Here is a 20,483-nt window from a genome sequence, read left to right on the forward strand (position 1 = left end):
TCCCGTGCGTCACCGCGCCTTGTCAACGCGCCAGACGTCGAAGATCGGATATCAGACAGCGTGTCCCGCAAATTCCGCCTCAAGCCGGGAACCGTCGTGACCGGTAATGCGGGCGGTGACGAACAAGCCGGGCTCAAGCCCCGGCGTTGCCACAGGCGCAAAATTTTCCGCATGGCCGTTTTCGCCGCGTTCCGTCAGCACGGTCTGGGTGGTGCCGACCATCCGGTCGAGATGGCGTATTCTGAGTGCCTCGCCGGTTTCGCGCAGGCGTTTTGCCCGCGCCTTCACCACGGCCCGGTCGAGCTGCGGCATGCGCGCTGCCGGTGTGCCGGGACGCGGGCTGTAAGGGAAGACATGAAGCCGGGCGATGTCCGCTTCCTCGGCAAAGCGCACCATGTTTTCAAAATGCGCATCCGTTTCGGTCGGAAAACCGGCGATGAAATCGGCGCCGAAGGCGATGCCGGGGCGAAGATCGCGGGCCTGCCGGATGAAGGCGAGCGCATCATCGCGCAGATGCCGCCGCTTCATCCGCTTCAGGATCAGGTTGTCGCCGTGCTGGAGCGAGAGATGCAGATGCGGCATGAAACGCGGCTCGTCGGCCAGAAGGTCGAGGAGATGGCGGTCGACCTCGATACTGTCGATGGAGGACAATCTGAGGCGTGCAATCTCCGGCACGTGTTTCAGGAGCGTCTTTGCCAGAAGCCCGAGGGTCGGTTCGCCGGGAAGGTCCGCGCCATAGGATGTGGCGTCGACACCGGTCAGCACCATCTCGCGATAGCCCCTTGCCGCAAGCGTGCGGGCCTGTTCGACCACAGCGCCCATCGGCACGGAACGGGAATTGCCGCGGCCATAGGGAATGATGCAGAAGGTGCAGCGGTGGTCGCAGCCGTTCTGCACCTGCAAGAACGCGCGCACATGGCCGTCAATGCTTTCGACCATCTGCGGCGCGGTTTCGGTCACGCTCATGATGTCGTTGACGATCAGCTTTTCTTCCGCCGAAACGCCGAAATCCGGCAAGGCCCGGTAGCTCTCCGTTTCCAGCTTTTCGGCATTGCCCAAAACCGCATCGACTTCGGCCATATTGGCGAAGGTCTGCCGCTCCGTCTGCGCCGCGCAGCCGGTAACGACAATGCGGGCATCGGGGTTTTCGCGCCGTGCCCTGCGGATTGCCTGCCGCGCCTGGCGCACGGCCTCGCCGGTCACCGCGCAGGTATTCACCAGAACGGCATCGCCAAGCCCCGCTTCCTCAGCGGCCTTGAGCATGACTTCGCTCTCATAGGTGTTCAGCCTGCAGCCGAATGTCAGGGTCTTGATGGTCATCGCTGGTCGTCTTGTCCGGTTGCCCGCTATATGGCGCAACCGGCCGTAAATTGAAAGACCCTGATGTTACGGGAGCCATAAGTGAACGGCATATGTGGCAAGGTCGAAGGGAAGGCGCGGCAACACCGGGAGAATGCCGATACTGCCGACAAGGGGCGCCAGAAAATTGCCCGCAAGGACAAGCCGGAACAGCCGTTTGCGATCGGGAAACAGCTTCATGCAGCGCAGATTGAGGACCTGCAGAACAAGAAATGACAGCAGCATCAGCTCCAACGGGAACCAGGAGATCATGAAAGCGCGTGCGGGATCGGCGTAGAGCTCGGGAAATGTAAACGTGCCATCTGCGAGCCCCTGTCTGAACGGCGCGATGACGGCGGACTGGCTCCAGGAACCAAGCTGGCTGATATAGAGCACATAGACCGCCGGCAGGATGAAATTGATCCAGAAAAACGCCTTCAGGGCCGGATCGCGCATGCGCAATGCCGCGACAAGGGCATCGGCCAGCGTGGCGTGATCGCCACGAAACCGACGATAGCGCCGCTTCAATGCTTCACCAAGACGTTCCGAAGGGCTTGCCAAAATCATCGCCTCACAAAACCGGCCCGCCGGTCAACGCCATCACCAGCAGGGACACAGGGGAAAACGCGCCGGTCCGCGCCAGGAAAAACCCGTCATGCAAAAGGTTGGACCATACCGGCACGATGCTGAAAAGCGCAGGGATGAAAGCCGGCGCCCGGGTGGGAAGAGCAATGAAATTCAGCACGAAGATTGCGATAAACAGCGTGCGATAATTGCTGAAATGCCTTGCAGCATAAAGATTGCCGCCCTGAATCCCGATAAACAGCAGCAGCTTGAGTATCAGGTTGACGACCATGGTGACGACAAGCACCCTGTTCTGATCGGAGGGCTGCACTAAAAAGAGCCGCACAAAAAAGCCGACGGAAGACAATGTGCTGTAGACCAGAAGGTAAAAGCCGGCCGGCAGGACGAAATCGATCCAGAAGAACGCGTTCAGGGCATCGGGCGGATCGGCATAAAACCGGCAGGCAGGCGTCACGACCCGGCGATGCCACCAGCCCTTTCGGCTCAAACCTTCGCTTTGCGGTGACGATGCCACTGGTTTCTCCCTGCAAAGGTCAACACACAGCCAGAAAGTGCCGCGCAAGACGCTTTTCCGCGGCCGGATTTCATCGTTCCCATTCCCCCGTCACCGGATCAACCCGGCCGGACCATTCATGTTCCGCCGGCCCGGTCATGATCACGTGGTCATCGTCCTCGCGCCAGTCGATCTCCAGCGCGCCTGCGGGCAGGTAGACGGTGACCTTGCGGCCGGTGCGGCCGGTACGGGCGGCAGAGACGGCGGCGGCGCAGGCAGCCGAACCGCAGGCAAGCGTCAGCCCGGCGCCGCGCTCGAAGGTCTTCAGCGACAGCGAGGACGGCGATGTGACCTGGGCAAGCGAAATATTGGCGCGTTCGGGAAACAGCGGGTGGCGCTCGTAACGCGGACCGAAGGCGAGAATATCGTAGCTGTCGACATCGCGCGGCACGAAGAAGACGGCATGCGGATTGCCCATGGAGGCGGCCGAAAACCGCTGCAGCGCCGGGTCGGCCTCATGCGGCTCCGGCAGGGCAATGTGAGTGGTATCGGCGGCGGTGCCTGAAAGCGGGATCTTCTCCCATTCGAAGATCGGCGCGCCCATATCGACGGAGATCAGCGTATCCGACAACCGCTCGGCGAACAGCGCGCCGGCAATGGTGCGGAAGGAAAAGTGGCGCTTGTCGGTTTCGCGCGACAGATAATCGACCACGCAACGCGTGCCATTGCCGCAGGCCTGCGCCATCGAGCCGTCGGAATTGAGAATATCGATCCAGCCGTCCGGCGCATCATCGCGGGGATCGTAAAGCGCCATGATCTGGTCGAATTCGGTGTCGGGATGGGCGTCAAGGCGGATCGCGGCTTGCGGGGTCACCTTGCCGGCGCGCCCGCGCATATCGATGACGAGGATCTTGTTGCCAAGTCCGTTCATGCGCTCCATGCGCACCATGCTGTCACTGTCCGCCATGCCACAAGGCTCCATCACCAGTCCTTCAAGCGGCCTTATATGGGCAAAACCATGCGGCGTCACCAGTGCCGGCCGGAACGATAGCGAAAAATGACGCCGAAAAGCGAGAACGGAACGCCTCCGGCCCTACGCGACCTTTGCGTCGGTGCTGATCGTGTGTAATGTCGGGATAATCCTGTCTGCCGGCAGTGAACGTTTCGGCCGCCTGTGCGTTCCTGAAACAGTCTGCTGCCCGTAATGGCCCGGCCGCCTCTGACCGGACCGTACCTTCTCGAAAGTTCTGAAACGATGTTAGTTCCTCTTTTTGCTGCGCAGGTGACCGAATTGCCGGTTTGCCGGCGCGCCGCCCTTTCCGCTCCTTGCCTGTCGTGCAACGGAGCGACGGCATGAAGGCGTCCGGTGTTGTTCTCGCCTTCGGCGCGATCTCGATCTTCGCCATTCAGGATGCGATCACCCGCCATCTCGGCCCGTTATACTCTCCGCTTTTCATTGCAATGGTGCGTTACTGGGCCTTCGGCGTGTTCGTGATCCTTCTGGCGGCAAGAATGCCCGGCGGCTTTCGCAAGGCGGTGGCGACCGAGCATCCCACCTTGCAGATCTGGCGCTCCTTCCTGCTGGTGGCGCAGATCCTGATTTCGATCATCTCCTTTGCCCTTGTCGGCCTTGCCCAGAGCCAGGCGATCTTCATGTCGGCCCCGCTGGTGGTGGCGCTATTGTCGGTGCCGCTTCTCGGCGAACGCGTTGGATGGCGTCGCTGGGTCGCCATCGTCATCGGCCTGTGCGGCGTGCTGATCGTCATCGATCCTTTCGGCGAGGAATTTACGCTGGTGACGCTGGTGCCGGTCGGCTGCTGCTTCACATTCGCGCTCTATTCGCTCTTCACCCGGCTTGCCGGACGTTACGATTCACCCGAAGTCAGCCTGTTTTACACCGGCGTCGTCGGCATGGTGCTGACCAGCCTTATCGGCCCGTTCTTCTGGGAAGATGTGCCGCTGGCAGACTGGGGCTGGCTGATCGCGCTTTGCGCCACCGGCATCTCCGGACACTACCTGCTGATTCGCGCCCTTGCCGTCACGGAAGCCGTCACCGTGCAGACCATCACCTATCTGCAGCTTGTCTACGGCTCGCTTTTCGGCGTGCTGCTGTTCAAGGAGCAGCTGACCGTGCATATGGTCGTCGGCGCGCTGATCGTCGTCGGCGCGGGGGTGTTCACCATCTGGCGCGAACATGTGCTGAAACAGCGCCAGGGGGCGTCTTCGACCGAGGCAGCCCTGGCCGGAAGATAGAGCTGACCACAGCGCCCCTCAGCCGGTTTCCGGCACGTCGAAAGCTTCGCCCGGTTCAAGCGGGCGAAAGCGCTCTTCGTCAATGCCGGCATCGGCAAGCGCCGCCTTGAGGAGCTTCACCGGATCGTCCCGCCCCTCATCGGTCAGTTGGAAGGTGCCGAAATGGTGGCCGGCGGCATAGGCCGCATTGCAAAGCTCAAACCCCTTCACCGCTTCGACCGGGTCCTGATGCTCGTTTTTCATGAAGAAACGCGGCTCATAGGCGCCGATCGGCAGGTTGGCGAGGCGGAAGCTGCCATATTTTTCCGCGGCGGCACGGTAGTTCCGGCCTTCGTGAAAACCGGTATCGCCGATGTGATAGATTCGCCCGGCCGGGGTTTCGAGCACGAAGGCGGCCCACAACGCCATGCGCCGGTCCATCACCCCGCGCGCCGACCAGTGGTGGCAGGGCTCCGCAAAAACCCGCACGCCGCCGGGCAGTTGCGCCTGATGGCCCCAGTCGAGCACGGTTATCATGGCATCCGGCACTTTCCGGTGGATCACCGTGTCATTGCCGAGCGGGGTGACGATCCGGGGCGCATGTTCGGCCTGCAACCGCTTCAGGCAGGTCTGGCTCAGATGGTCGTAGTGGTTATGGGTGACCAGCACCACATCGATCTTCGGCAGGTCCTCAAAGGCAACACCGGGCGGGCAGACCCGTTTCGGGCCCAGCGAATTGAACGGGCTCACACGTTCGGAAAACACCGGATCGGTCAGAATATTGACGCCGGCAACCTGGATCAGCAGGCTGGCATGGCCGATCATCGTCACCCGCATGTCATTGCCCTCGACAAGCGCGTCCGGCTTGTGCGGCGCAAAGCGGCATTCCACCCGTTTGGGCCAGGGCGTGCGCTTGTGCGCGAATTGCCATTTGGCGACTTCCGCAAGGCCCGGCGGGTTCATGCCATCGGGATTGAAGAACAATGTGCCGTCGAAATGGTCGCTTTCCGGACCCGCATAATAGCGGTTCTTCTTGTGCAGCCGCATGCGCGTGGGGATCATGAAAGGGTCCTTTCGGTTGATCCGGGAGTTATTGGCCATCACTGATTGTCGCAACCGGCCTACGGGGATATATATGCGGTAGCGGCGAAAAAGTTCCACGGCCCGAAATGCGCAAAAGCGCCTGCCATGGCTTGACTTTGCCGCAATCTTGGGGTTTATCGCCGACAAATCTGCTGACAGTGAAGACGTTCAGCCACCGACCGGGGCCCGAAAAGGTATAAAGAGAGCCCGGAGGTCAACATCCGACAGCGCGATGCGCCCTCGGATGGAATTTTGCTTTGCGTCTTGCATTTGCCGGCAGAGGTGCCAACGTTTCGACGTGTGCGAAACGAAAAGGGATTGGGCTATGTTTGAAAACCTCCAGGACCGCCTTGGTTCCGTCCTCAAGGGACTGACCGGCCGCGGCTCGCTTTCGGAAGCCGACGTGACGGCTGCGCTGCGCGAAGTGCGCCGGGCGCTTCTGGAAGCCGACGTCGCGCTGGAGGTGGTGCGCGACTTTACCGCCCGCGTGCGGGAAAAGGCCGTCGGCGCGGAAGTGCTGAAGTCGATCAAGCCCGGCCAGATGGTCGTCAAGATCGTCCATGACGAACTGGTCGAGATGCTCGGCTCCGAGGGCGTCACGCTCGATCTCAACGCGCCAGCACCGGTCGTCATCATGATGGTCGGCCTGCAGGGTTCCGGCAAGACCACCACCACCGGCAAGATCGCGGCGCGGATGACCAATCGCGACCGCAGAAAAGTGCTGATGGCCTCGCTCGACACCCGTCGTCCGGCCGCCCAGGAGCAGCTGAAGCAGATTGGCGAGCAGACCTCGGTTGATACGCTGCCGGTGATCAAGGGCCAGGACCCGGTCGCCATTGCCAAGCGCGCCGTACAGGCGGCCAAGCTCGGCGGCCATGACGTCGTCATTCTCGATACCGCCGGCCGTACCCATATCGACGAGCCGCTGATGGTCGAGATGTCGGACATCCGCAAGCAGGCCAATCCGCATGAAATCCTGCTGGTGGCCGACTCACTTACCGGTCAGGATGCCGTCAATCTCGCCCGCAACTTCGACCAGCGCGTCGGCATTACCGGCCTGGTTCTGACCCGTATGGACGGTGACGGGCGCGGCGGTGCTGCCCTTTCCATGCGCGCGGTCACCGGCAAGCCGATCAAGCTGATCGGTACCGGCGAAAAGATGGATGCGCTGGAGGAATTCCATCCCAAGCGCATCGCCGACCGTATCCTCGGCATGGGCGATATCGTCTCGCTGGTGGAAAAGGCCGCCGAGACCATCGACGCCGAAAAAGCCCAGGCCATGGCCCAGAAGATGGCCAAGGGCAAGTTCGACCTCAACGACATGGCCGAACAATTGAAGCAGATGCAGAACATGGGCGGCATGGGCGGCATTATGGGCCTGATGCCGGGCATGGGCGGCATGAAGGACAAGATGGCTGCCGCCGGCATGGACGACAGCGTCTTCAACCGTCAGCTCGCCATCATCTCCTCGATGACCAAATATGAGCGCGCCCATCCCGACGTTCTGAAGAATTCGCGCAAGAAGCGCATTGCCGCAGGTTCCGGTACGTCTGCCGCCGATATCAACAAGCTTCTGAAGATGCATCGCCAGATGTCCGACATGATGAAAGCCATGGGCGGCAAGGGCAAAGGCAAGATGAAGCAGATGATGAACATGATGGGCGGCGGCGGCATGCCGGGCGGCATGGGTGGAATGGGCGGCGGCATGCCCGACCTTTCCAAGCTCGACGCCAACCAGCTGGCCGAATTGCAGAAGCAGGCCGGCGGTCTCGGCGGTCCGGGCGGCATGCCGCCTGGCGGACTTCCCGGCCTCGGCGGCCCGAAGCTTCCCGGTCTGGGCGGCGGCTTTGGCAAGGGGAAGAAGAAGTGACGGACGCCGAAATCAAAGAGCAGCTTGCCCAGTATCGCCAGTCGATCGACAACCTCGATGCCGCACTGGTGCATATTCTCGCCGAACGGTTCCGCTGCACCAAGGCAGTCGGGCACCTGAAGGCCAAACACGACCTTCCGCCGGCCGATCCGGCGCGTGAGGAACAGCAGATTTCGCGGTTGAGGACATTGGCGAAAAACGCCGATCTCGACCCCGATTTTGCCGAGACTTTCCTGAACTTCATCATCAAGGAAGTCATCCGGCATCATGAGCAGATCGCCGCCGAACACGGTGGTGCAGAGAAATAGGCCGGTTATCGGCCATCGAAAATGCCCTGTCATTCCAGTGTCGGCTTGCGCTGATCGCAGAAGACAGGGTCAAGGAAACGAATGGGTTTTGGCCCAAAGAAATGCCTTTAAGGAGAAAACAGAATGGCAATCAAGATTCGTCTCGCCCGTGGCGGTTCCAAGAAGCGCCCCTACTACCACATCGTCGCTGCCGACGAGCGCTCCCCGCGTGACGGCCGCTTCATCGAGAAGCTCGGCCACTGGAACCCGATGCTGCCGAAGGATTCGGAAGAGCGCGTCGTGTTCGACGAAGAGCGCGTGAAGTACTGGCTCGGCACCGGCGCCCAGCCGACCGACCGTGTTCTGCGCTTCCTCGCCGAAGCCGGCATTGCCGAGCGCAAGGCCCGCAACAACCCGAACAAGGCCAAGCCCGGCAAGAAGGCCGAAGAGCGCGTTGCCGAAAAGAAGCAGAAGGCTGAAGAAGCAGCAGCCGCTGCCGCAGAAGCCGCTGCCGAAGCTTCGGAATAAGGCCCTGCGATTGGTTCGAATCGGTTTGCTTGACCCTTTCCGGGCTACGGCCTATATTTGAACCATATCCGCTACGCCCGTAGGCGGGCTTTTATGCAGCCTCCGCATTCCGGTGCGGAGGCTTTATGCATTCCAGGGGGAGGAGAGCATGAAGGTTGCGGTGTTGATAGACGGTGGCCATCTGCGGGTTGTTTCCCGGATTGCAGGTCACCGATATATACCGGACTTCATTGAGAAAATCGCTCATATTTGTGTCGGCGAAGGTGAGACGCTTCTGCGTGCGCTTTACTATGATTGCGCACCTTACAACGGAAAGGCGAGAAAGCCGATTTCCGGTGACGAAATCATCTTTGACGGCTCGGATTCATGGTTGAAGGAACTGGCTCGGAAGGATCTGTTCGCCGTGCGAAAGGGCGAACTCAAATTTCGTGGGTTCAAACCGCGGCGCGTTCCCATCGGCGATACTGCACTGTCGGATGACGATTTCAAACCCGATTTCGAGCAAAAAGGCGTTGATATGCGCATCGGTCTGGACATGGCCAATTTTGCTTATGAGCGAAGCGTTGAAAGAATTATCCTTGTATCTGGCGACACTGACTGTATACCTGCGATGAAACTGGCCCGGATCGCAGGTTTGCAGGTCGTGCTTGTGGAATTCGACAATCACAAACTTGCGCCCGAGCTTCTATGGCACTCGGATATTAGGCGACATGTCGGCTGGCCCCAATAAACTCAAAGATCCGGTATTGATGGCAACCATTGGCGCGGCGCAGGGCCTGCGCGGCGATGTGCGCGTGCGCTGCTTTACCACAAACCCGCTGACGGTCGGCGATTACGGCAATCTGCATGCCGAGGACGGGCGTGTGTTCGAGATTCTCGAAACCCGGCCCGGCAAGAACAACATGATCGTCATCCGCTTTCGCGGGGTGAACGACCGCACCGCGGCAGAAGCGCTGCGCGGCCTCAATCTCTACATCGAGCGGGACAATCTGCCCGATGATGAGCTTGATGATGATGAGTATTTCTACGCCGATCTCGAGGGCCTCGATGTTTTCGACGACGCAGGCAACAGCTACGGCGCCATCAGCGCGATCTTCGATTTCGGCGCCGGCGACCTGCTCGAGCTGAAAGGTCCGGGCCGCCGCCCGGTGCTGATCCCCTTCAACGAAAGCGCCGTGCTGGAGATCGATTTCACTGACCGCCGGGTACTGATCGATCCGGTGGCTGCCGGTCTGATCGATGACGGCGATGATGACGCCCCGGACTTTCCCGATCCCGACGGCCGGTAACCGCGATGTCCTTCAAGGCGACCGTCCTCACTCTTTATCCGGAGATGTTTCCCGGCCATCTTGGTACGTCGCTTGCCGGCCGGGCGGCCGAACGCGGGCAATGGTCGCTGGATGCCGTCAACATTCGTGATTTTGCCGAGGACCGGCACCGCAGCGTTGATGACACCCCGGCCGGTGGTGGCGCGGGCATGGTTCTGCGCGCCGATATTCTGGGCCGTGCCATCGATGCCGTCAGCGCCGGCGACGACCGGCCGCGCCTGTTGATGAGCCCGCGGGGAAAACCGCTAACTCAGGCGCGCGTGCGCGAACTGGCCGAAGGCCCGGGCGCCGTGGTCGTCTGCGGCCGTTTCGAGGGTGTCGACCAACGCGTGATCGACCGTCGCGACCTCGAAGAAGTTTCCATCGGCGATTATATCCTCTCCGGCGGCGAGCCTGCCGCGCTGGTGCTGCTCGATGCGGTCATCCGGGTTCTGCCGGGCGTGATGGGCAATGCGCTTTCCGGCACCCATGAAAGCTTCGAAAACGGGCTTCTGGAACATCCGCATTATACCCGTCCCGCCGAATGGGAAGGGGAAACGATCCCCGACGTACTGACCTCCGGCAATCATGCGGTCATCGACAAATGGCGTCACGAACAGGCACTTCGACTGACGGCCGCACGCCGGCCCGAGCTTGTCGCAGGCAAGGAGAGCGACGATGAGTGAGACATTGCAGCTCGAACCGTTTGCAGCGGAGCATTTCGACATTGTGTCGCGCTGGTTTGACGATGCCAGGACGACCGCGCTTTGGGGCGGCACGCAGCTTGCCTTTCCCTTCAGCTACGAACAGCTTTGCGAAGGGTCTGCCGACATGCTGGGCTCAAAGCCTGCGCTTGTGTGCTTTACAGCCAGAAACGGCGACACCGTCGCAGGCCATGGCCAGATCGTCTTCGACCGGCTGAACGGCGTCGCCAGGCTCTGCCGCATCGCCATTGCCCCTGAATTCCGGGGCAAGGGCTTGTCCCGGCCGCTGCTTGCCCTTCTGGTGGAGGAAGCCTTCAGGGAGCCCGGCATCATGCGGGTCGAACTCAATGTCTACGACAACAACGCCGCGGCAATCCGGGCCTATCTCGCCTTTGGCTTCACAAAGGAAGGCATACGCCGTTCCTCGGCGCGCTTTGACAATGAGCGCTGGGACACCGTGATGATGGGGCTGTTGCGGACCGAATGGGCGCAATCCGATGCGTTTGCGGCCGTAAAACCCCGCAATAAGGGGTGACAAAGGCCAAAAAAACGTCTATAGGCCCGCCCTGACCGGTGTTTCCGGTTGCCCAAATGAAGAACCGCGTAACGCTCCTGCCTTGGAATGAAGGCGAATCTGGAGGCTTTGTCCAAAGGATGACTGTCGGGCGCTCTGGCCGTTAAAGCAAGATATCAAGAGGTTAGACCGATGAACATCATCGAGCAGCTCGAAGCTGAAGAGACCGCGCGCATTGCGGGTCAGCGCGAACTCCCCCCGTTTGAAGCCGGCGACACCGTCCGGGTCAACGTCCGCGTGACGGAAGGCACCCGCACCCGTGTGCAGGCCTTCGAAGGCGTCTGCATTGCCCGCTCCGGCGGCGGTATCCACGAAAACTTCACCGTTCGCAAGATCTCCTACGGTGAAGGCGTGGAGCGTGTATTCCCGATTTATTCGCCCCAGGTCGAAGGCGTTGAAGTGATCCGCCGCGGTAAGGTTCGCCGCGCGAAGCTCTACTACCTGCGTGACCGCCGCGGCAAGTCCGCGCGTATCGCCGAGGACACCTCCGTTCGCGCACGCCGTCTGAACGACGAAGCCCGCGAAAAGGCCGCAGCAGCCCGCGCCGCTGCCAAGGCCGAGAAGGAAGCTGCCGCAGCAGCCAAGAGCGAATAAGCTTTTTCGCTTTATTCTGTTTCGAGAAGCCGCCTCCGGGCGGCTTCTTTGCGTTTTGCCGCCTCCAAGGCGGCCGCGAACAAGAAAAAGCCGGAATCGATTCCTATCTCAATGCTCCCATGAATTGCAGAACCGCAATCGCCATTTCGGCCGGTTGCGGTCACACGGAGCGAAAATGGATGCAACCCGCGCCATTGTGGCTGGCGCCGGAAACCCGATGATACTGGGTTCCATTGCCACACCTGTGCTTGCCGGCACCGCGAAAGGCGCAGAACACCTTCTGCTCGATGATGATGTCATCGCCCACACCGTCAGCAGCGGCAGTCAGCGCGCTGGCGTCGACCCGTTCTTCATGCTTCTCAGAACGCATACGGACCGGGCGCAAAGCCAGTTTTGAACCATTCTCGTAAATGATTGCCGAAACCCCGGAAAGCTGGTAAAGACCGGCCCATGAGGATCATTGACAGAAAGAGCGCGGCCGTTTCCCTAAGGCCTTTCGTGCTGCAGGACAGAAAGCGCCTGCCGAGCCGCTTCTTTGCGATGATTTCCGGCGCGCTCAACGCCCGACTTAGCTGATGCTTTTCAAAAAGCAATGCCGGCTGCGGGCAACCGCGCCTTTTTCCTGTTCCTCGACAAATGGGTTACGAAATCATGAGCAAGGCTCGCACAATCTATGACAAGATCTGGGACGATCATCTGGTGGACAGCCAGGATGACGGCACCTGTCTCATCTACATCGACCGCCACCTGGTCCACGAAGTTACCAGCCCGCAGGCCTTCGAAGGTCTGAGGCTGGCAGGTCGCACGGTGCATGCACCGCTGAAGACGCTGGCCGTGGTCGACCACAACGTTCCGACCACGCCCGACCGCGTCAACGGCATCAAGAACGAGGAAAGCCGCATTCAGGTGGCAGCCCTTGCCCAGAATGCACTCGATTTCGGCGTGGAATATTATTCGGAGAAGGACAAGCGCCAGGGCATCGTCCACATTGTCGGTCCCGAGCAGGGCTTTACGCTGCCGGGCATGACGATCGTCTGCGGCGACAGCCACACCTCCACCCATGGCGCTTTCGGCGCGCTGGCGCATGGTATCGGCACCTCCGAGGTCGAGCATGTGCTCGCCACGCAGACGCTGATCCAGTCGAAAGCCAAGAACATGCTGGTGCGCGTTGACGGCAAGGCGCCGGAAGGCGTGACCGCCAAGGACATCATTCTGGCGATCATCGGCGAAATCGGCACCGCCGGCGGCACCGGCCACGTCATCGAATTTGCCGGCGAGGCGATCCGGGACCTGTCCATGGAAGGCCGCATGACCGTCTGCAATATGACCATCGAAGGCGGCGCCCGCGCCGGCCTGATCGCACCGGATGAAAAGACTTTCGCCTACATCAAGGAGCGCCCGCGCGCGCCGAAGGGCGAGGCCTGGGACCGGGCGGTGGAATACTGGAAGTCGCTGACGACGGACGAGGGCGCGGAATATGACCGTGTGGTCACGCTCGATGCCGCCAACCTGCCGCCGATCGTCTCCTGGGGTTCTTCGCCGGAAGACGTGATCGCGGTGACCGGTGAAGTGCCGAACCCCGATGATATTCCCGATGAGACCAAGCGCACCTCCAAATGGCGTGCGCTGAAATATATGGGTCTCGAACCGGGAAAGAAGATCACCGATATCGAACTCGACCGCGTCTTCATCGGTTCATGCACCAATGGTCGTATCGAGGATCTGCGGGCAGCCGCAGCCGTCGCCAAGGGCCGCAAGGTCGCTGACCGGGTCAATGCCATGATCGTGCCGGGCTCGGGTCTGGTGAAGGAACAGGCGGAAGCCGAGGGCCTCGACAAGATCTTCATCGAGGCCGGTTTCGAATGGCGCGAGCCGGGTTGCTCCATGTGTCTGGCGATGAATGACGACCGACTGAAGCCGGAAGAGCGCTGCGCCTCGACCTCAAACCGCAATTTCGAAGGCCGCCAGGGCTACAAGGGCCGGACCCATCTGGTCTCCCCCGCCATGGCCGCCGCTGCCGCCATCGAAGGCCGGTTCGTCGATATTCGCAACTGGAAATAATCTGCTCTTATGTGCAGTTGAAGAAGGCGGCCAATGGCCGCCTTCTTCATATCGGCTTGTACCCGAACCGGATACTGTCTATGCCGGAGACAGTATTTCGGGGAGGAAAGCAGCGTGTCGCCCATACCTTTTGCAGTGATCGGTTCCGGCTGGAGGGCTGAATTCTTCCTCAGGGTGGCAAAGGCCCTGCCCGCGCATTTTCGTGCCACCGGCATCGTCACCGGCCGTCCGGCAGCCGAACGGACAGCGCTGGAGCAGGAATGGGGCGTGCCGGTCTTCGCTTCGATTGATGACCTGCTTGCCGCCACCCGACCCGAATTTGCCGTCGTCTCCATACGTCCGGAGCATATTGTCGACCGGATTGGCGAACTTGCCGCGCATCAGGTCCCGGTTCTCCTCGAAACGGCAGCCTTCGATCACGATCAATTGCTCGCACTGGACGCGCTGGTCACGGCCGGTGCCAAAATCGAGGTGGCCGAGCAATATTTCCTGCATCCGGTGCTCTCGGCCATGCGGGCCCTGATCCTAGACGGCCTGATCGGCACGCCGAGCTATGCCCATGTCTCGGTCCTGCAGACCTATCACAGCATCAGCATGATGCGGAAACTTCTGGGGATCGGCTTCGAAAACGCCACCGTCACCGCCAGCCGCATCACGCTGCCGGTGGTCAAGGGGCCGGGGCGCTACGATCAGCCCGAGCGCTATGAGGTGATCGCCGCGGCCCAGACCATCGCCACATTCGATTTCGGCGACAAGGTCGGCGTCTATGACTTCGCCAACGGCCAGCACCGCAGCCGCATTCGCGCGCCCAGGGTGACGGTTCGCGGCGAATGCGGCGAGATCACACCGGAACGCATCGACTACCTGATTGACGAGCGCACGCCGATGACGGCTGAGCTTCAGCGCATGGACAAGGGGCATTTCGTCAATTTCGAGGGCTATCATCACGCCGGGATCGTGGCTGCGGGTCGCTGGGTCTATCGCAATCCTTTCCCGGGACCGCATCTGTTTGATGATGAAATTGCGGTTGCGAACTGCCTTGAAAACATGCGCGTTTTCGTGGAACGCGGCATTTCTTCCTACAGTTTCGCCGAAACCGCGCAGGATTGCTATCTGGCCCGGATCATGGATGAAGCCGCAGCCGCACAGTCCGCCGTGACCACTACACCACAACCCTGGAGCCGGCATGCATGAGGATGGCGGACTGCCGCTCAGCCGTTGACCATTGCCGCGCATTTTCGTGTGATGACACGGGCTCTTTTTCACCCCATCGTGACTTCCCGTTGATTTCGTTAAAGGGTAAATTGCCAATCATGTTTTTCAGGCGTTGGATGAAAACACAACGCAGCCCCTATAAGCTGGTGAAAGTTGCTGCCGTGCTGAAGCAGACATTCATATCGGCCGCCTTTCTTGCGGCATTTGCCCTGTCCACGGCGCAGGCGGACGAGATCCGGAATCCGCTCGGCGTTCTTGAACTCTTCACCTCTCAGGGCTGCTCTTCCTGCCCCCCCGCGGACAAGGCGGCGGCGGCGATTGCCGACCAGGGTGACATTGTCGTTCTCAGCTACCATGTCGACTACTGGAACTATCTCGGCTGGACCGACACGATGAGCAGCCGCCAGAACACCGAACGGCAATATGCCTATGGCGAGGCGATGGGCCGCAGCGGCGTCTACACGCCACAGGCGATCCTGAACGGCCGCGCCCAGATGGTCGGCACCGACGTGGCCGACCTCAACCAGACGTTCGAAACCCTTGCCGCCGATGGCGATGGCCTCAATGTCCCCGTTTCCACGACGATGAACGGCGACGAGGTGCTGATCGATATCGGCGCGGGCACCGGCAAGGCCGATGTGCTCGTTGTCTATTTCAAGCATGAGGACAAGGTCGCCATCAAGGACGGCGAGAACAAGGGCCGGACAATCACCTATCGCAATATCGTCACCGACGTTCAGACCGTCGGCATGTGGCATGGTGCCCCGGCCCGCATCACGTTGCCGGCGCGCGTACTTGATCCGCGTGAAAGCGATGGCTGCGCGATCCTGCTGCAGGCGACCGGCAAAAAGGGACAGCCCGGCGCCATCTTCGGCGCAACCCTGATCACCGCTCACCCGTCCTGAATGCCCGGCGCCGCAAAGCGGCGACCGCGTGCATTCAAACCGTTTCCTGCACGACAAAAATCCCTGAAGAGCGCGGGTTTTCCGGTTCTCCTGTCCGAAGTTTCATGCAGGAGTTAACAACTTCTTTACCATGTTGGGCGAAAGCTGGGGTTCAGAACTGTTGATGCGGTCCTGCGCGCGTGAGGGAGGCAGCTTCGCTTGATACGCCACAGGCACCGTGAACCGGAGCGGGCACGAACCATGGCGCAAACGCGGATGACACAGGACGCACGGGGAGAAAGACCTTCCCTGGACGCGCTCAACCAGACCATCGAGGGTCTGGAATCCCGCCTTGCCGACATGATGGCAAACCGCGCATCCGCCCGCCGGCCTGCCCCTTCGCAGCCGCCCCGCGAGCGCCCCAGCCGTGAACGCCCTTCCACCAATCCGGACCTTGTGCGCACGAATGCCGAACTGCGCGAGATCAGTTCGACGCTCAAGGACCTCAGGGCCGCCGTGCGCGAGGATTTCACCGACAGCCTGCGTGATGAACTGGCGGGCCTTTATGACATGCTCTCCCATCTCGACCGGCAGACCGACACGCTGGCGAGCGACGAACAGACCCGCAGCGAACTCTTGAGAATTTCCGAAGGCGTCGACTGGCTTTTGAGCAACGCGGCCGCCAGTACCGATGATCCGCTGATGGCGGAGTTCGAACACCTTCAGACCTTGATACGCGGTCTTGCGAGTTCTGACAGCATGGCCCGCCTCGAGACCCGTTTCGACACGCTCGAACATCATCTGGCCCCTTTCGATCCGGCCAGGCTGGACGGCGATCTGTCGGCGCTTGCCTATGGTCTTGACGACATCAGGCAGCGTCTCGATCGCAGCCAGACGGATACCAGTCTGAACGACATTGAAAACCGTCTCACGGCACTGGCCCGGGCGATGGAGGTTCTGTGCACCCGGATCCCCGCTTCCGGCCGCAAGCTTGACGGGCAGATGAGCGCCATCGAGCGTCGGATCGAAGACATCGACCGCAATATCGAGCTGATCGGCCGCCGACAGGGCGAAGTTCAACACGACCCGACAGTAGAGCGGCTGGAAAACCGGTTTGCCGAACTCGCCAGCGCGGTTGCGGCGATCGACTGGCAGATGCGCGATCAGGGCACCAAGCAGACGACACTGCTGGAAAGCCTCGAGGACATGGCCAGCCGCCTCAAGGAACACAGTGCCGACGACGGACATCTCAGGCTTGAAGCACGGCTCGACAAGCTGACAGCCGCCGTTGAAAACATCACGCCCGGCATCGACAGGAGAACGCTCGGTCAGGCCGTTTCCGAGCTCTCCGACAAAATCGGCCGGATCGACCTTCAGGGCAGCGAACGCCGGATTGCCGCCAGACTGGATGCACTGGACCTCAGCACGGCCGATGATGACAGCCGCGACGCCGTGCGCGACGAACTCAAACGGCTTTCCGGCCTGATCGAAAACCAGAAGCCGGGCCTCCGGCCTGAAGCTCTGGACGCGGCCGTATCGAAAATCAGCGACACGGTTTCGCGCATCGACATGGCCGGGGCGGAACGCAGGATCGCCGACAAAATCGACAATGCTGCGGCCAGCGGTTTCAGCGAACAGGACCGGCGCGACCTGCAGCAGCAGTTCGACAGGCTTTCGGCTCTTGTCGAAAGAAACGGTCATAGCCTGGACCCACGCGCGCTCGAAGACGCAGTCAGGCGCATCAACCAGACCATCGGCGGGATCGACCTTCAGGGCAGCGAGCGCCGGATTACCGCCAGACTGGATGCACTGGACCTTAGCACGGCCGATGATGACAGCCGCACTGCCGTGCGCGAAGAGCTCAAACGGCTTTCCGGCCTGATCGAAAACCAGAAGCCGGGCCTCCGGCCTGAAGCCCTTGAAGCGGCCGTATCGAAAATCAACGACACGGTTTCGCGCATCGACATGGCCGGTGCGGAGCGCAGGCTTTCCGCGCAGATCGCCGCCATGCCGGCGCCTACCGTGCGCGACAACACCAATGCCATCGATCCCGAAGCATTCGAAAAACGCCTTGCCGCACGCATCGAAGCGCTCGACCTTGCCGGCACCGAGGAGCGGCTGGCGCGCCGGATTGCCGATCTCGCGCAAAACGGATCGGATGAGCGGATCAGCGCCCAGTTGACCGCGCTTGCCGACCGGTTCGAGGAAAGCCGGCGCGACATGAGCGCCCCGGCGCTGCAGAAGCTGGAACGGCAGATCGCCGAACTGACGACGCTGGTCGGCCGGCCGGATCCAAAGCAGCCTTTCGCCGAGCTTGAAGAGCGCATCGGCGCGCGTATCGAGAACCTGACGGCCAGCAATGACGATTACCTCATCGAGGCCGCGCAGCACGCCGCCGAGGAAGCGCTGAAGAATTTCGAGGAACGCCGCAAGGGCGAAACCGACGAGCATATCGCCGTCCTCAAGGCACTCGCCGCCGACCTTAAGAACCTTCAGCAGGCAGGGCGCGATAGTGATGGCACAGCCGGTCTGCACGATACCCTGAAAACCATCTCCGACAGGCTCGACACCCTGAATGCCGAAGACGGCGAAACCGCCACAGAGACCGAAGGGAGGCGCGCGGAGACCGGCCCTTTCGTCGCTCCCGCGCCCTCGGCAGCTACGGCTGAGGCCAGCAAGGCGGCCGAAACCGAGGCCGAGCGGCAGGAACCGCCGCGTTTCGAGATGCAGTTTCCCGCTGCAGCCCCACAGCCTTCCGCAGCGTCTTCCGTCGACACGCAGGCCGATGACGCAAGCGACGATGTCATGGACATTCTCTCGCGTGTGCGCGCCGGACAGGCGCCAAAGCAAAACACGCCTGTTTTGCCCGTGCACGACCGGCCTGTTGCCAAGACCGAATACAAGAAGCGCGAACCCGGCCAACCCGCCGGCATGCGCAACCAGCGCTTTGCCGCCGGCGGCCCGCAGGGCGACCTGATCGCCGCTGCCCGGCGTGCGGCCCGTTCCGCGCTTGAAAATGCCGAGGACATGACCCCGTCCGTTTCGCCCGCAAAACCGTCTGAAAAGGATGAGGACAGCGCAAAACAGGCTCGGGACGGTTTTTCCCGCCGGCCTGTCTACCTCGCTGCCGGCGCGATCCTGCTGGCGATCATCGCCTATCCGTTCCTCTCCGATACGGGAAAGGACCGCGAGGCCATACTTCAGGCCACCAAGGCCTTCGACAAGGCCCCGCCGTCGCTGCGTGCCCCTGCCCCGGCAACCCCGCCGCAGCAAGCCATATCGGGCAGCACAGCCAAACAGAATGTCGCCGCAGCGCCTTCGCTGCGCTCGCCTGACCGGGCTGCCGTCAAAACCAATTTCGCCGCAGAAGCCCGGGAAATTGCTGCAGCGCCCGCTGTCCGCGCATTCCAGATGTTCGACACCGACAACAGCCTTGTCACCGGCAGCATCAAACCGGATGCACCGGCAACGCCAGCACGGGCCAGCGCGCCCGCACCGGCCCAGACGCCGGTTGCCGCCCCGGAACCGCCCCCTGCAACGCGCCCGCCGGAAATTTCGGAAGAAACCGCATCCGTGACCACAAAGGATGTGCTCGACATGCTGGCGGAACCGTCGCCGACACGACAGGCCTCCGCATCACCCAAGGCCGCCTCCGGCAATGACAAAGCAGCCGGCGCGAAAGCACCGCTGGCCAGGCTGAATTCCGGATCGCAGCCGGAAGCCAGCCAGGCGCGCGACGCCCTTGCCGCGCAGCGCCCGAAAGACCCCGCCCCTCTCGACATCGACGTCCCCGCGACGATCAAACCCGCAGCGCTTGCCGATGCGGCCCGAAACGGCAATCCGGATGCGCTTTACGAAATCGGCATGCGTTACCAGGACGGTCTCGGTCTCAAGCGCGACCCCGCCGAAGCGGCCATCTGGTTTGACGCCGCGGCCGAACGCGGCTCCGCTCCTGCCGCTTTCCAGCTCGGCAGCCTTTACGAAAAGGGCGTCGGCGTCGATCGTGACGCAGCAGAGGCGATCACGCTTTATCGCAAGGCTGCAAGGGCCGGCAATGTCAGCGCCATGCACAATCTTGCAGTAATGCTGGCCAATGGCGCCGACGGCGGCACGCCCGATTTTGCCGAAGCGGCAAAGTGGTTCCGTGCGGCAGCCGATCACGGCGTTGCCGACAGCCAGTTCAACCTTGCCATCATGCATGCGCGCGGCGCCGGCGTGGATGCCGACCTCGCACAGTCGTATAAATGGTTCGCGATTGCTGCACGCAACGGTGATCCCGAAGCTGCAAACCGGCGTGACGAGGTGACCGAGGCGCTTTCCAAGGCTGATCTCGACCGCGGACGCAAGCTTGCCGCTGACTGGGAAGCCGAAACGCCGCTGCCGGCCGCCAACCAGGTGGTGCCGCCGGCCGAATGGCTGCCGCAGGAGGCCGCCGCAAGCGCGCCGGACAAGCAGGCGATCATCCGCGACATCCAGTCGATCCTGAATGAGCGCGGCTATGACGCCGGCCCCGAAGACGGGCTTCTCGGCGCCAGAACCGATGCCGCGATCAAGGCGTTCCAGAGCAAGAATGGCCTGAAAGCCGACGGCGCGATCACGCCTGCGCTTGTCGAGACATTGCTGAGCAGCAACAGCGCCTGAGAAGAATTGGTGGTTTACGGTCGTTTGAATTGACAGTTGCGACGGTAGGCCGCAGAAAGAAAAAGCATTTTCAACAGGCTGGACGCA

Annotated in this window: 19 protein-coding genes; 14 read left to right on the forward strand and 5 right to left on the reverse strand. The window is 61.7% G+C overall.

Going from position 1 to position 20,483, the window contains the following annotated elements; all coding sequences use genetic code 11:
• Positions 1–51 precede the first annotated feature (51 nt).
• The 4 genes from mtaB to dapF form a co-directional block, all read right to left on the reverse strand.
• The gene (gene mtaB, locus ACHZCU_RS05545) at positions 52–1,320 is read right to left on the reverse strand and encodes a tRNA (N(6)-L-threonylcarbamoyladenosine(37)-C(2))-methylthiotransferase MtaB (RefSeq protein ID WP_319517988.1); all 1,269 of its coding nucleotides are present in this window, start codon (positions 1,318–1,320) and stop codon (positions 52–54) included.
• Positions 1,321–1,386: 66 nt separating this feature from the next.
• Entirely contained in the window at positions 1,387–1,899 is a 513-nt protein-coding gene (locus ACHZCU_RS05550; RefSeq protein WP_319517989.1) for a hypothetical protein, read from the reverse strand.
• 10 nt (positions 1,900–1,909) lie between these two features.
• Entirely contained in the window at positions 1,910–2,437 is a 528-nt protein-coding gene (locus tag ACHZCU_RS05555) for a hypothetical protein (RefSeq protein WP_319517990.1), read from the reverse strand.
• A gap of 70 nt (positions 2,438–2,507) precedes the next feature.
• Complete coding sequence (gene dapF / locus ACHZCU_RS05560) at positions 2,508–3,383, reverse strand: diaminopimelate epimerase (protein ID WP_319517991.1); 876 nt, start codon at positions 3,381–3,383, stop codon at positions 2,508–2,510.
• Positions 3,384–3,769: 386 nt separating this feature from the next.
• Here dapF and ACHZCU_RS05565 point away from each other — a divergent pair, with 386 nt between their 5' ends.
• Positions 3,770–4,669: a DMT family transporter gene (locus tag ACHZCU_RS05565; protein ID WP_106308527.1), complete on the forward strand. Its 900-nt coding sequence runs from the start codon at positions 3,770–3,772 to the stop codon at positions 4,667–4,669.
• Positions 4,670–4,687: 18 nt separating this feature from the next.
• On the opposite strand, the gene ACHZCU_RS05570 is transcribed toward ACHZCU_RS05565, so the two are convergent.
• On the reverse strand, positions 4,688–5,710 hold the full coding sequence (locus tag ACHZCU_RS05570) for an MBL fold metallo-hydrolase (protein WP_319517992.1): 1,023 nt from the start codon (positions 5,708–5,710) through the stop codon (positions 4,688–4,690).
• A gap of 346 nt (positions 5,711–6,056) precedes the next feature.
• Between ACHZCU_RS05570 and ffh the strand changes: the two genes are divergently transcribed.
• The 13 genes from ffh to ACHZCU_RS05635 all read left to right on the forward strand — a co-directional run bounded on the left by ffh (position 6,057) and on the right by ACHZCU_RS05635 (position 20,396).
• Positions 6,057–7,601, forward strand: coding sequence for a signal recognition particle protein (gene ffh / locus ACHZCU_RS05575; RefSeq protein ID WP_106308534.1), 1,545 nt, complete (start codon positions 6,057–6,059; stop codon positions 7,599–7,601).
• Positions 7,598–7,909, forward strand: a complete 312-nt coding sequence (locus tag ACHZCU_RS05580; protein ID WP_106308537.1) for a chorismate mutase — start codon at positions 7,598–7,600, stop codon at positions 7,907–7,909. The genes ffh and ACHZCU_RS05580 overlap by 4 nt, the downstream gene beginning before the upstream one ends.
• 123 nt (positions 7,910–8,032) lie before the next feature.
• A complete protein-coding gene (gene rpsP / locus ACHZCU_RS05585; protein ID WP_106308540.1) occupies positions 8,033–8,416 on the forward strand; it encodes a 30S ribosomal protein S16 in 384 nt (127 codons plus the stop codon).
• Between the two features lie 148 nt (positions 8,417–8,564).
• Positions 8,565–9,146 (forward strand): NYN domain-containing protein, encoded by a 582-nt coding sequence (locus ACHZCU_RS05590; RefSeq protein ID WP_319517993.1) that lies wholly within the window; start codon positions 8,565–8,567, stop codon positions 9,144–9,146.
• A 19-nt stretch (positions 9,147–9,165) separates the two neighbouring features.
• Positions 9,166–9,705 (forward strand): ribosome maturation factor RimM, encoded by a 540-nt coding sequence (gene rimM / locus ACHZCU_RS05595; protein WP_319517994.1) that lies wholly within the window; start codon positions 9,166–9,168, stop codon positions 9,703–9,705.
• 5 nt (positions 9,706–9,710) lie between these two features.
• Positions 9,711–10,409, forward strand: a complete 699-nt coding sequence (trmD, locus tag ACHZCU_RS05600) for a tRNA (guanosine(37)-N1)-methyltransferase TrmD (RefSeq protein ID WP_319517995.1) — start codon at positions 9,711–9,713, stop codon at positions 10,407–10,409.
• Entirely contained in the window at positions 10,402–10,962 is a 561-nt protein-coding gene (locus tag ACHZCU_RS05605; protein WP_319517996.1) for a GNAT family protein, read from the forward strand. The genes trmD and ACHZCU_RS05605 overlap by 8 nt, the downstream gene beginning before the upstream one ends.
• A 171-nt stretch (positions 10,963–11,133) precedes the next feature.
• Complete coding sequence (gene rplS, locus ACHZCU_RS05610; RefSeq protein WP_319517997.1) at positions 11,134–11,595, forward strand: 50S ribosomal protein L19; 462 nt, start codon at positions 11,134–11,136, stop codon at positions 11,593–11,595.
• Between the two features lie 175 nt (positions 11,596–11,770).
• Positions 11,771–11,992 carry a hypothetical protein gene (locus ACHZCU_RS05615; protein ID WP_319517998.1) on the forward strand — a complete coding sequence of 74 codons (222 nt, stop codon included), beginning with the start codon at positions 11,771–11,773 and terminating at the stop codon, positions 11,990–11,992.
• A 254-nt stretch (positions 11,993–12,246) separates the two neighbouring features.
• Positions 12,247–13,656, forward strand: coding sequence for a 3-isopropylmalate dehydratase large subunit (gene leuC / locus ACHZCU_RS05620; RefSeq protein ID WP_319517999.1), 1,410 nt, complete (start codon positions 12,247–12,249; stop codon positions 13,654–13,656).
• A gap of 114 nt (positions 13,657–13,770) precedes the next feature.
• Positions 13,771–14,850, forward strand: coding sequence for a Gfo/Idh/MocA family oxidoreductase (locus ACHZCU_RS05625; RefSeq protein ID WP_319518000.1), 1,080 nt, complete (start codon positions 13,771–13,773; stop codon positions 14,848–14,850).
• 185 nt (positions 14,851–15,035) lie between these two features.
• Positions 15,036–15,776 carry a DUF1223 domain-containing protein gene (locus ACHZCU_RS05630; RefSeq protein WP_394706099.1) on the forward strand — a complete coding sequence of 247 codons (741 nt, stop codon included), beginning with the start codon at positions 15,036–15,038 and terminating at the stop codon, positions 15,774–15,776.
• Between the two features lie 255 nt (positions 15,777–16,031).
• Entirely contained in the window at positions 16,032–20,396 is a 4,365-nt protein-coding gene (locus tag ACHZCU_RS05635) for a peptidoglycan-binding protein (protein ID WP_319518001.1), read from the forward strand.
• Positions 20,397–20,483 lie beyond the last annotated feature (87 nt).

The sequence above is a fragment of the uncultured Martelella sp. genome (assembly GCF_963677965.2).
Classification (GTDB): Bacteria; Pseudomonadota; Alphaproteobacteria; order Rhizobiales; family Rhizobiaceae; genus Martelella; species Martelella mangrovi.

Excerpts from the sequence above, each read along its gene's own strand:
- mtaB (WP_319517988.1), bottom strand. The coding sequence starts at position 1,320 with ATGACCATCAAGACCCTGACATTCGGCTGCAGGCTGAACACCTATGAG.
- dapF (WP_319517991.1), bottom strand. The coding sequence starts at position 3,383 with ATGGCGGACAGTGACAGCATGGTGCGCATGGAGCGCATGAACGGACTT.
- ACHZCU_RS05565 (WP_106308527.1), top strand. The coding sequence starts at position 3,770 with ATGAAGGCGTCCGGTGTTGTTCTCGCCTTCGGCGCGATCTCGATCTTC.
- ACHZCU_RS05570 (WP_319517992.1), bottom strand. The coding sequence starts at position 5,710 with ATGATCCCCACGCGCATGCGGCTGCACAAGAAGAACCGCTATTATGCG.
- ffh (WP_106308534.1), top strand. The coding sequence starts at position 6,057 with ATGTTTGAAAACCTCCAGGACCGCCTTGGTTCCGTCCTCAAGGGACTG.
- rpsP (WP_106308540.1), top strand. The coding sequence starts at position 8,033 with ATGGCAATCAAGATTCGTCTCGCCCGTGGCGGTTCCAAGAAGCGCCCC.
- ACHZCU_RS05590 (WP_319517993.1), top strand. The coding sequence starts at position 8,565 with ATGAAGGTTGCGGTGTTGATAGACGGTGGCCATCTGCGGGTTGTTTCC.
- rimM (WP_319517994.1), top strand. The coding sequence starts at position 9,166 with ATGGCAACCATTGGCGCGGCGCAGGGCCTGCGCGGCGATGTGCGCGTG.
- trmD (WP_319517995.1), top strand. The coding sequence starts at position 9,711 with ATGTCCTTCAAGGCGACCGTCCTCACTCTTTATCCGGAGATGTTTCCC.
- ACHZCU_RS05605 (WP_319517996.1), top strand. The coding sequence starts at position 10,402 with ATGAGTGAGACATTGCAGCTCGAACCGTTTGCAGCGGAGCATTTCGAC.
- rplS (WP_319517997.1), top strand. The coding sequence starts at position 11,134 with ATGAACATCATCGAGCAGCTCGAAGCTGAAGAGACCGCGCGCATTGCG.
- ACHZCU_RS05615 (WP_319517998.1), top strand. The coding sequence starts at position 11,771 with ATGGATGCAACCCGCGCCATTGTGGCTGGCGCCGGAAACCCGATGATA.
- leuC (WP_319517999.1), top strand. The coding sequence starts at position 12,247 with ATGAGCAAGGCTCGCACAATCTATGACAAGATCTGGGACGATCATCTG.
- ACHZCU_RS05635 (WP_319518001.1), top strand. The coding sequence starts at position 16,032 with ATGACACAGGACGCACGGGGAGAAAGACCTTCCCTGGACGCGCTCAAC.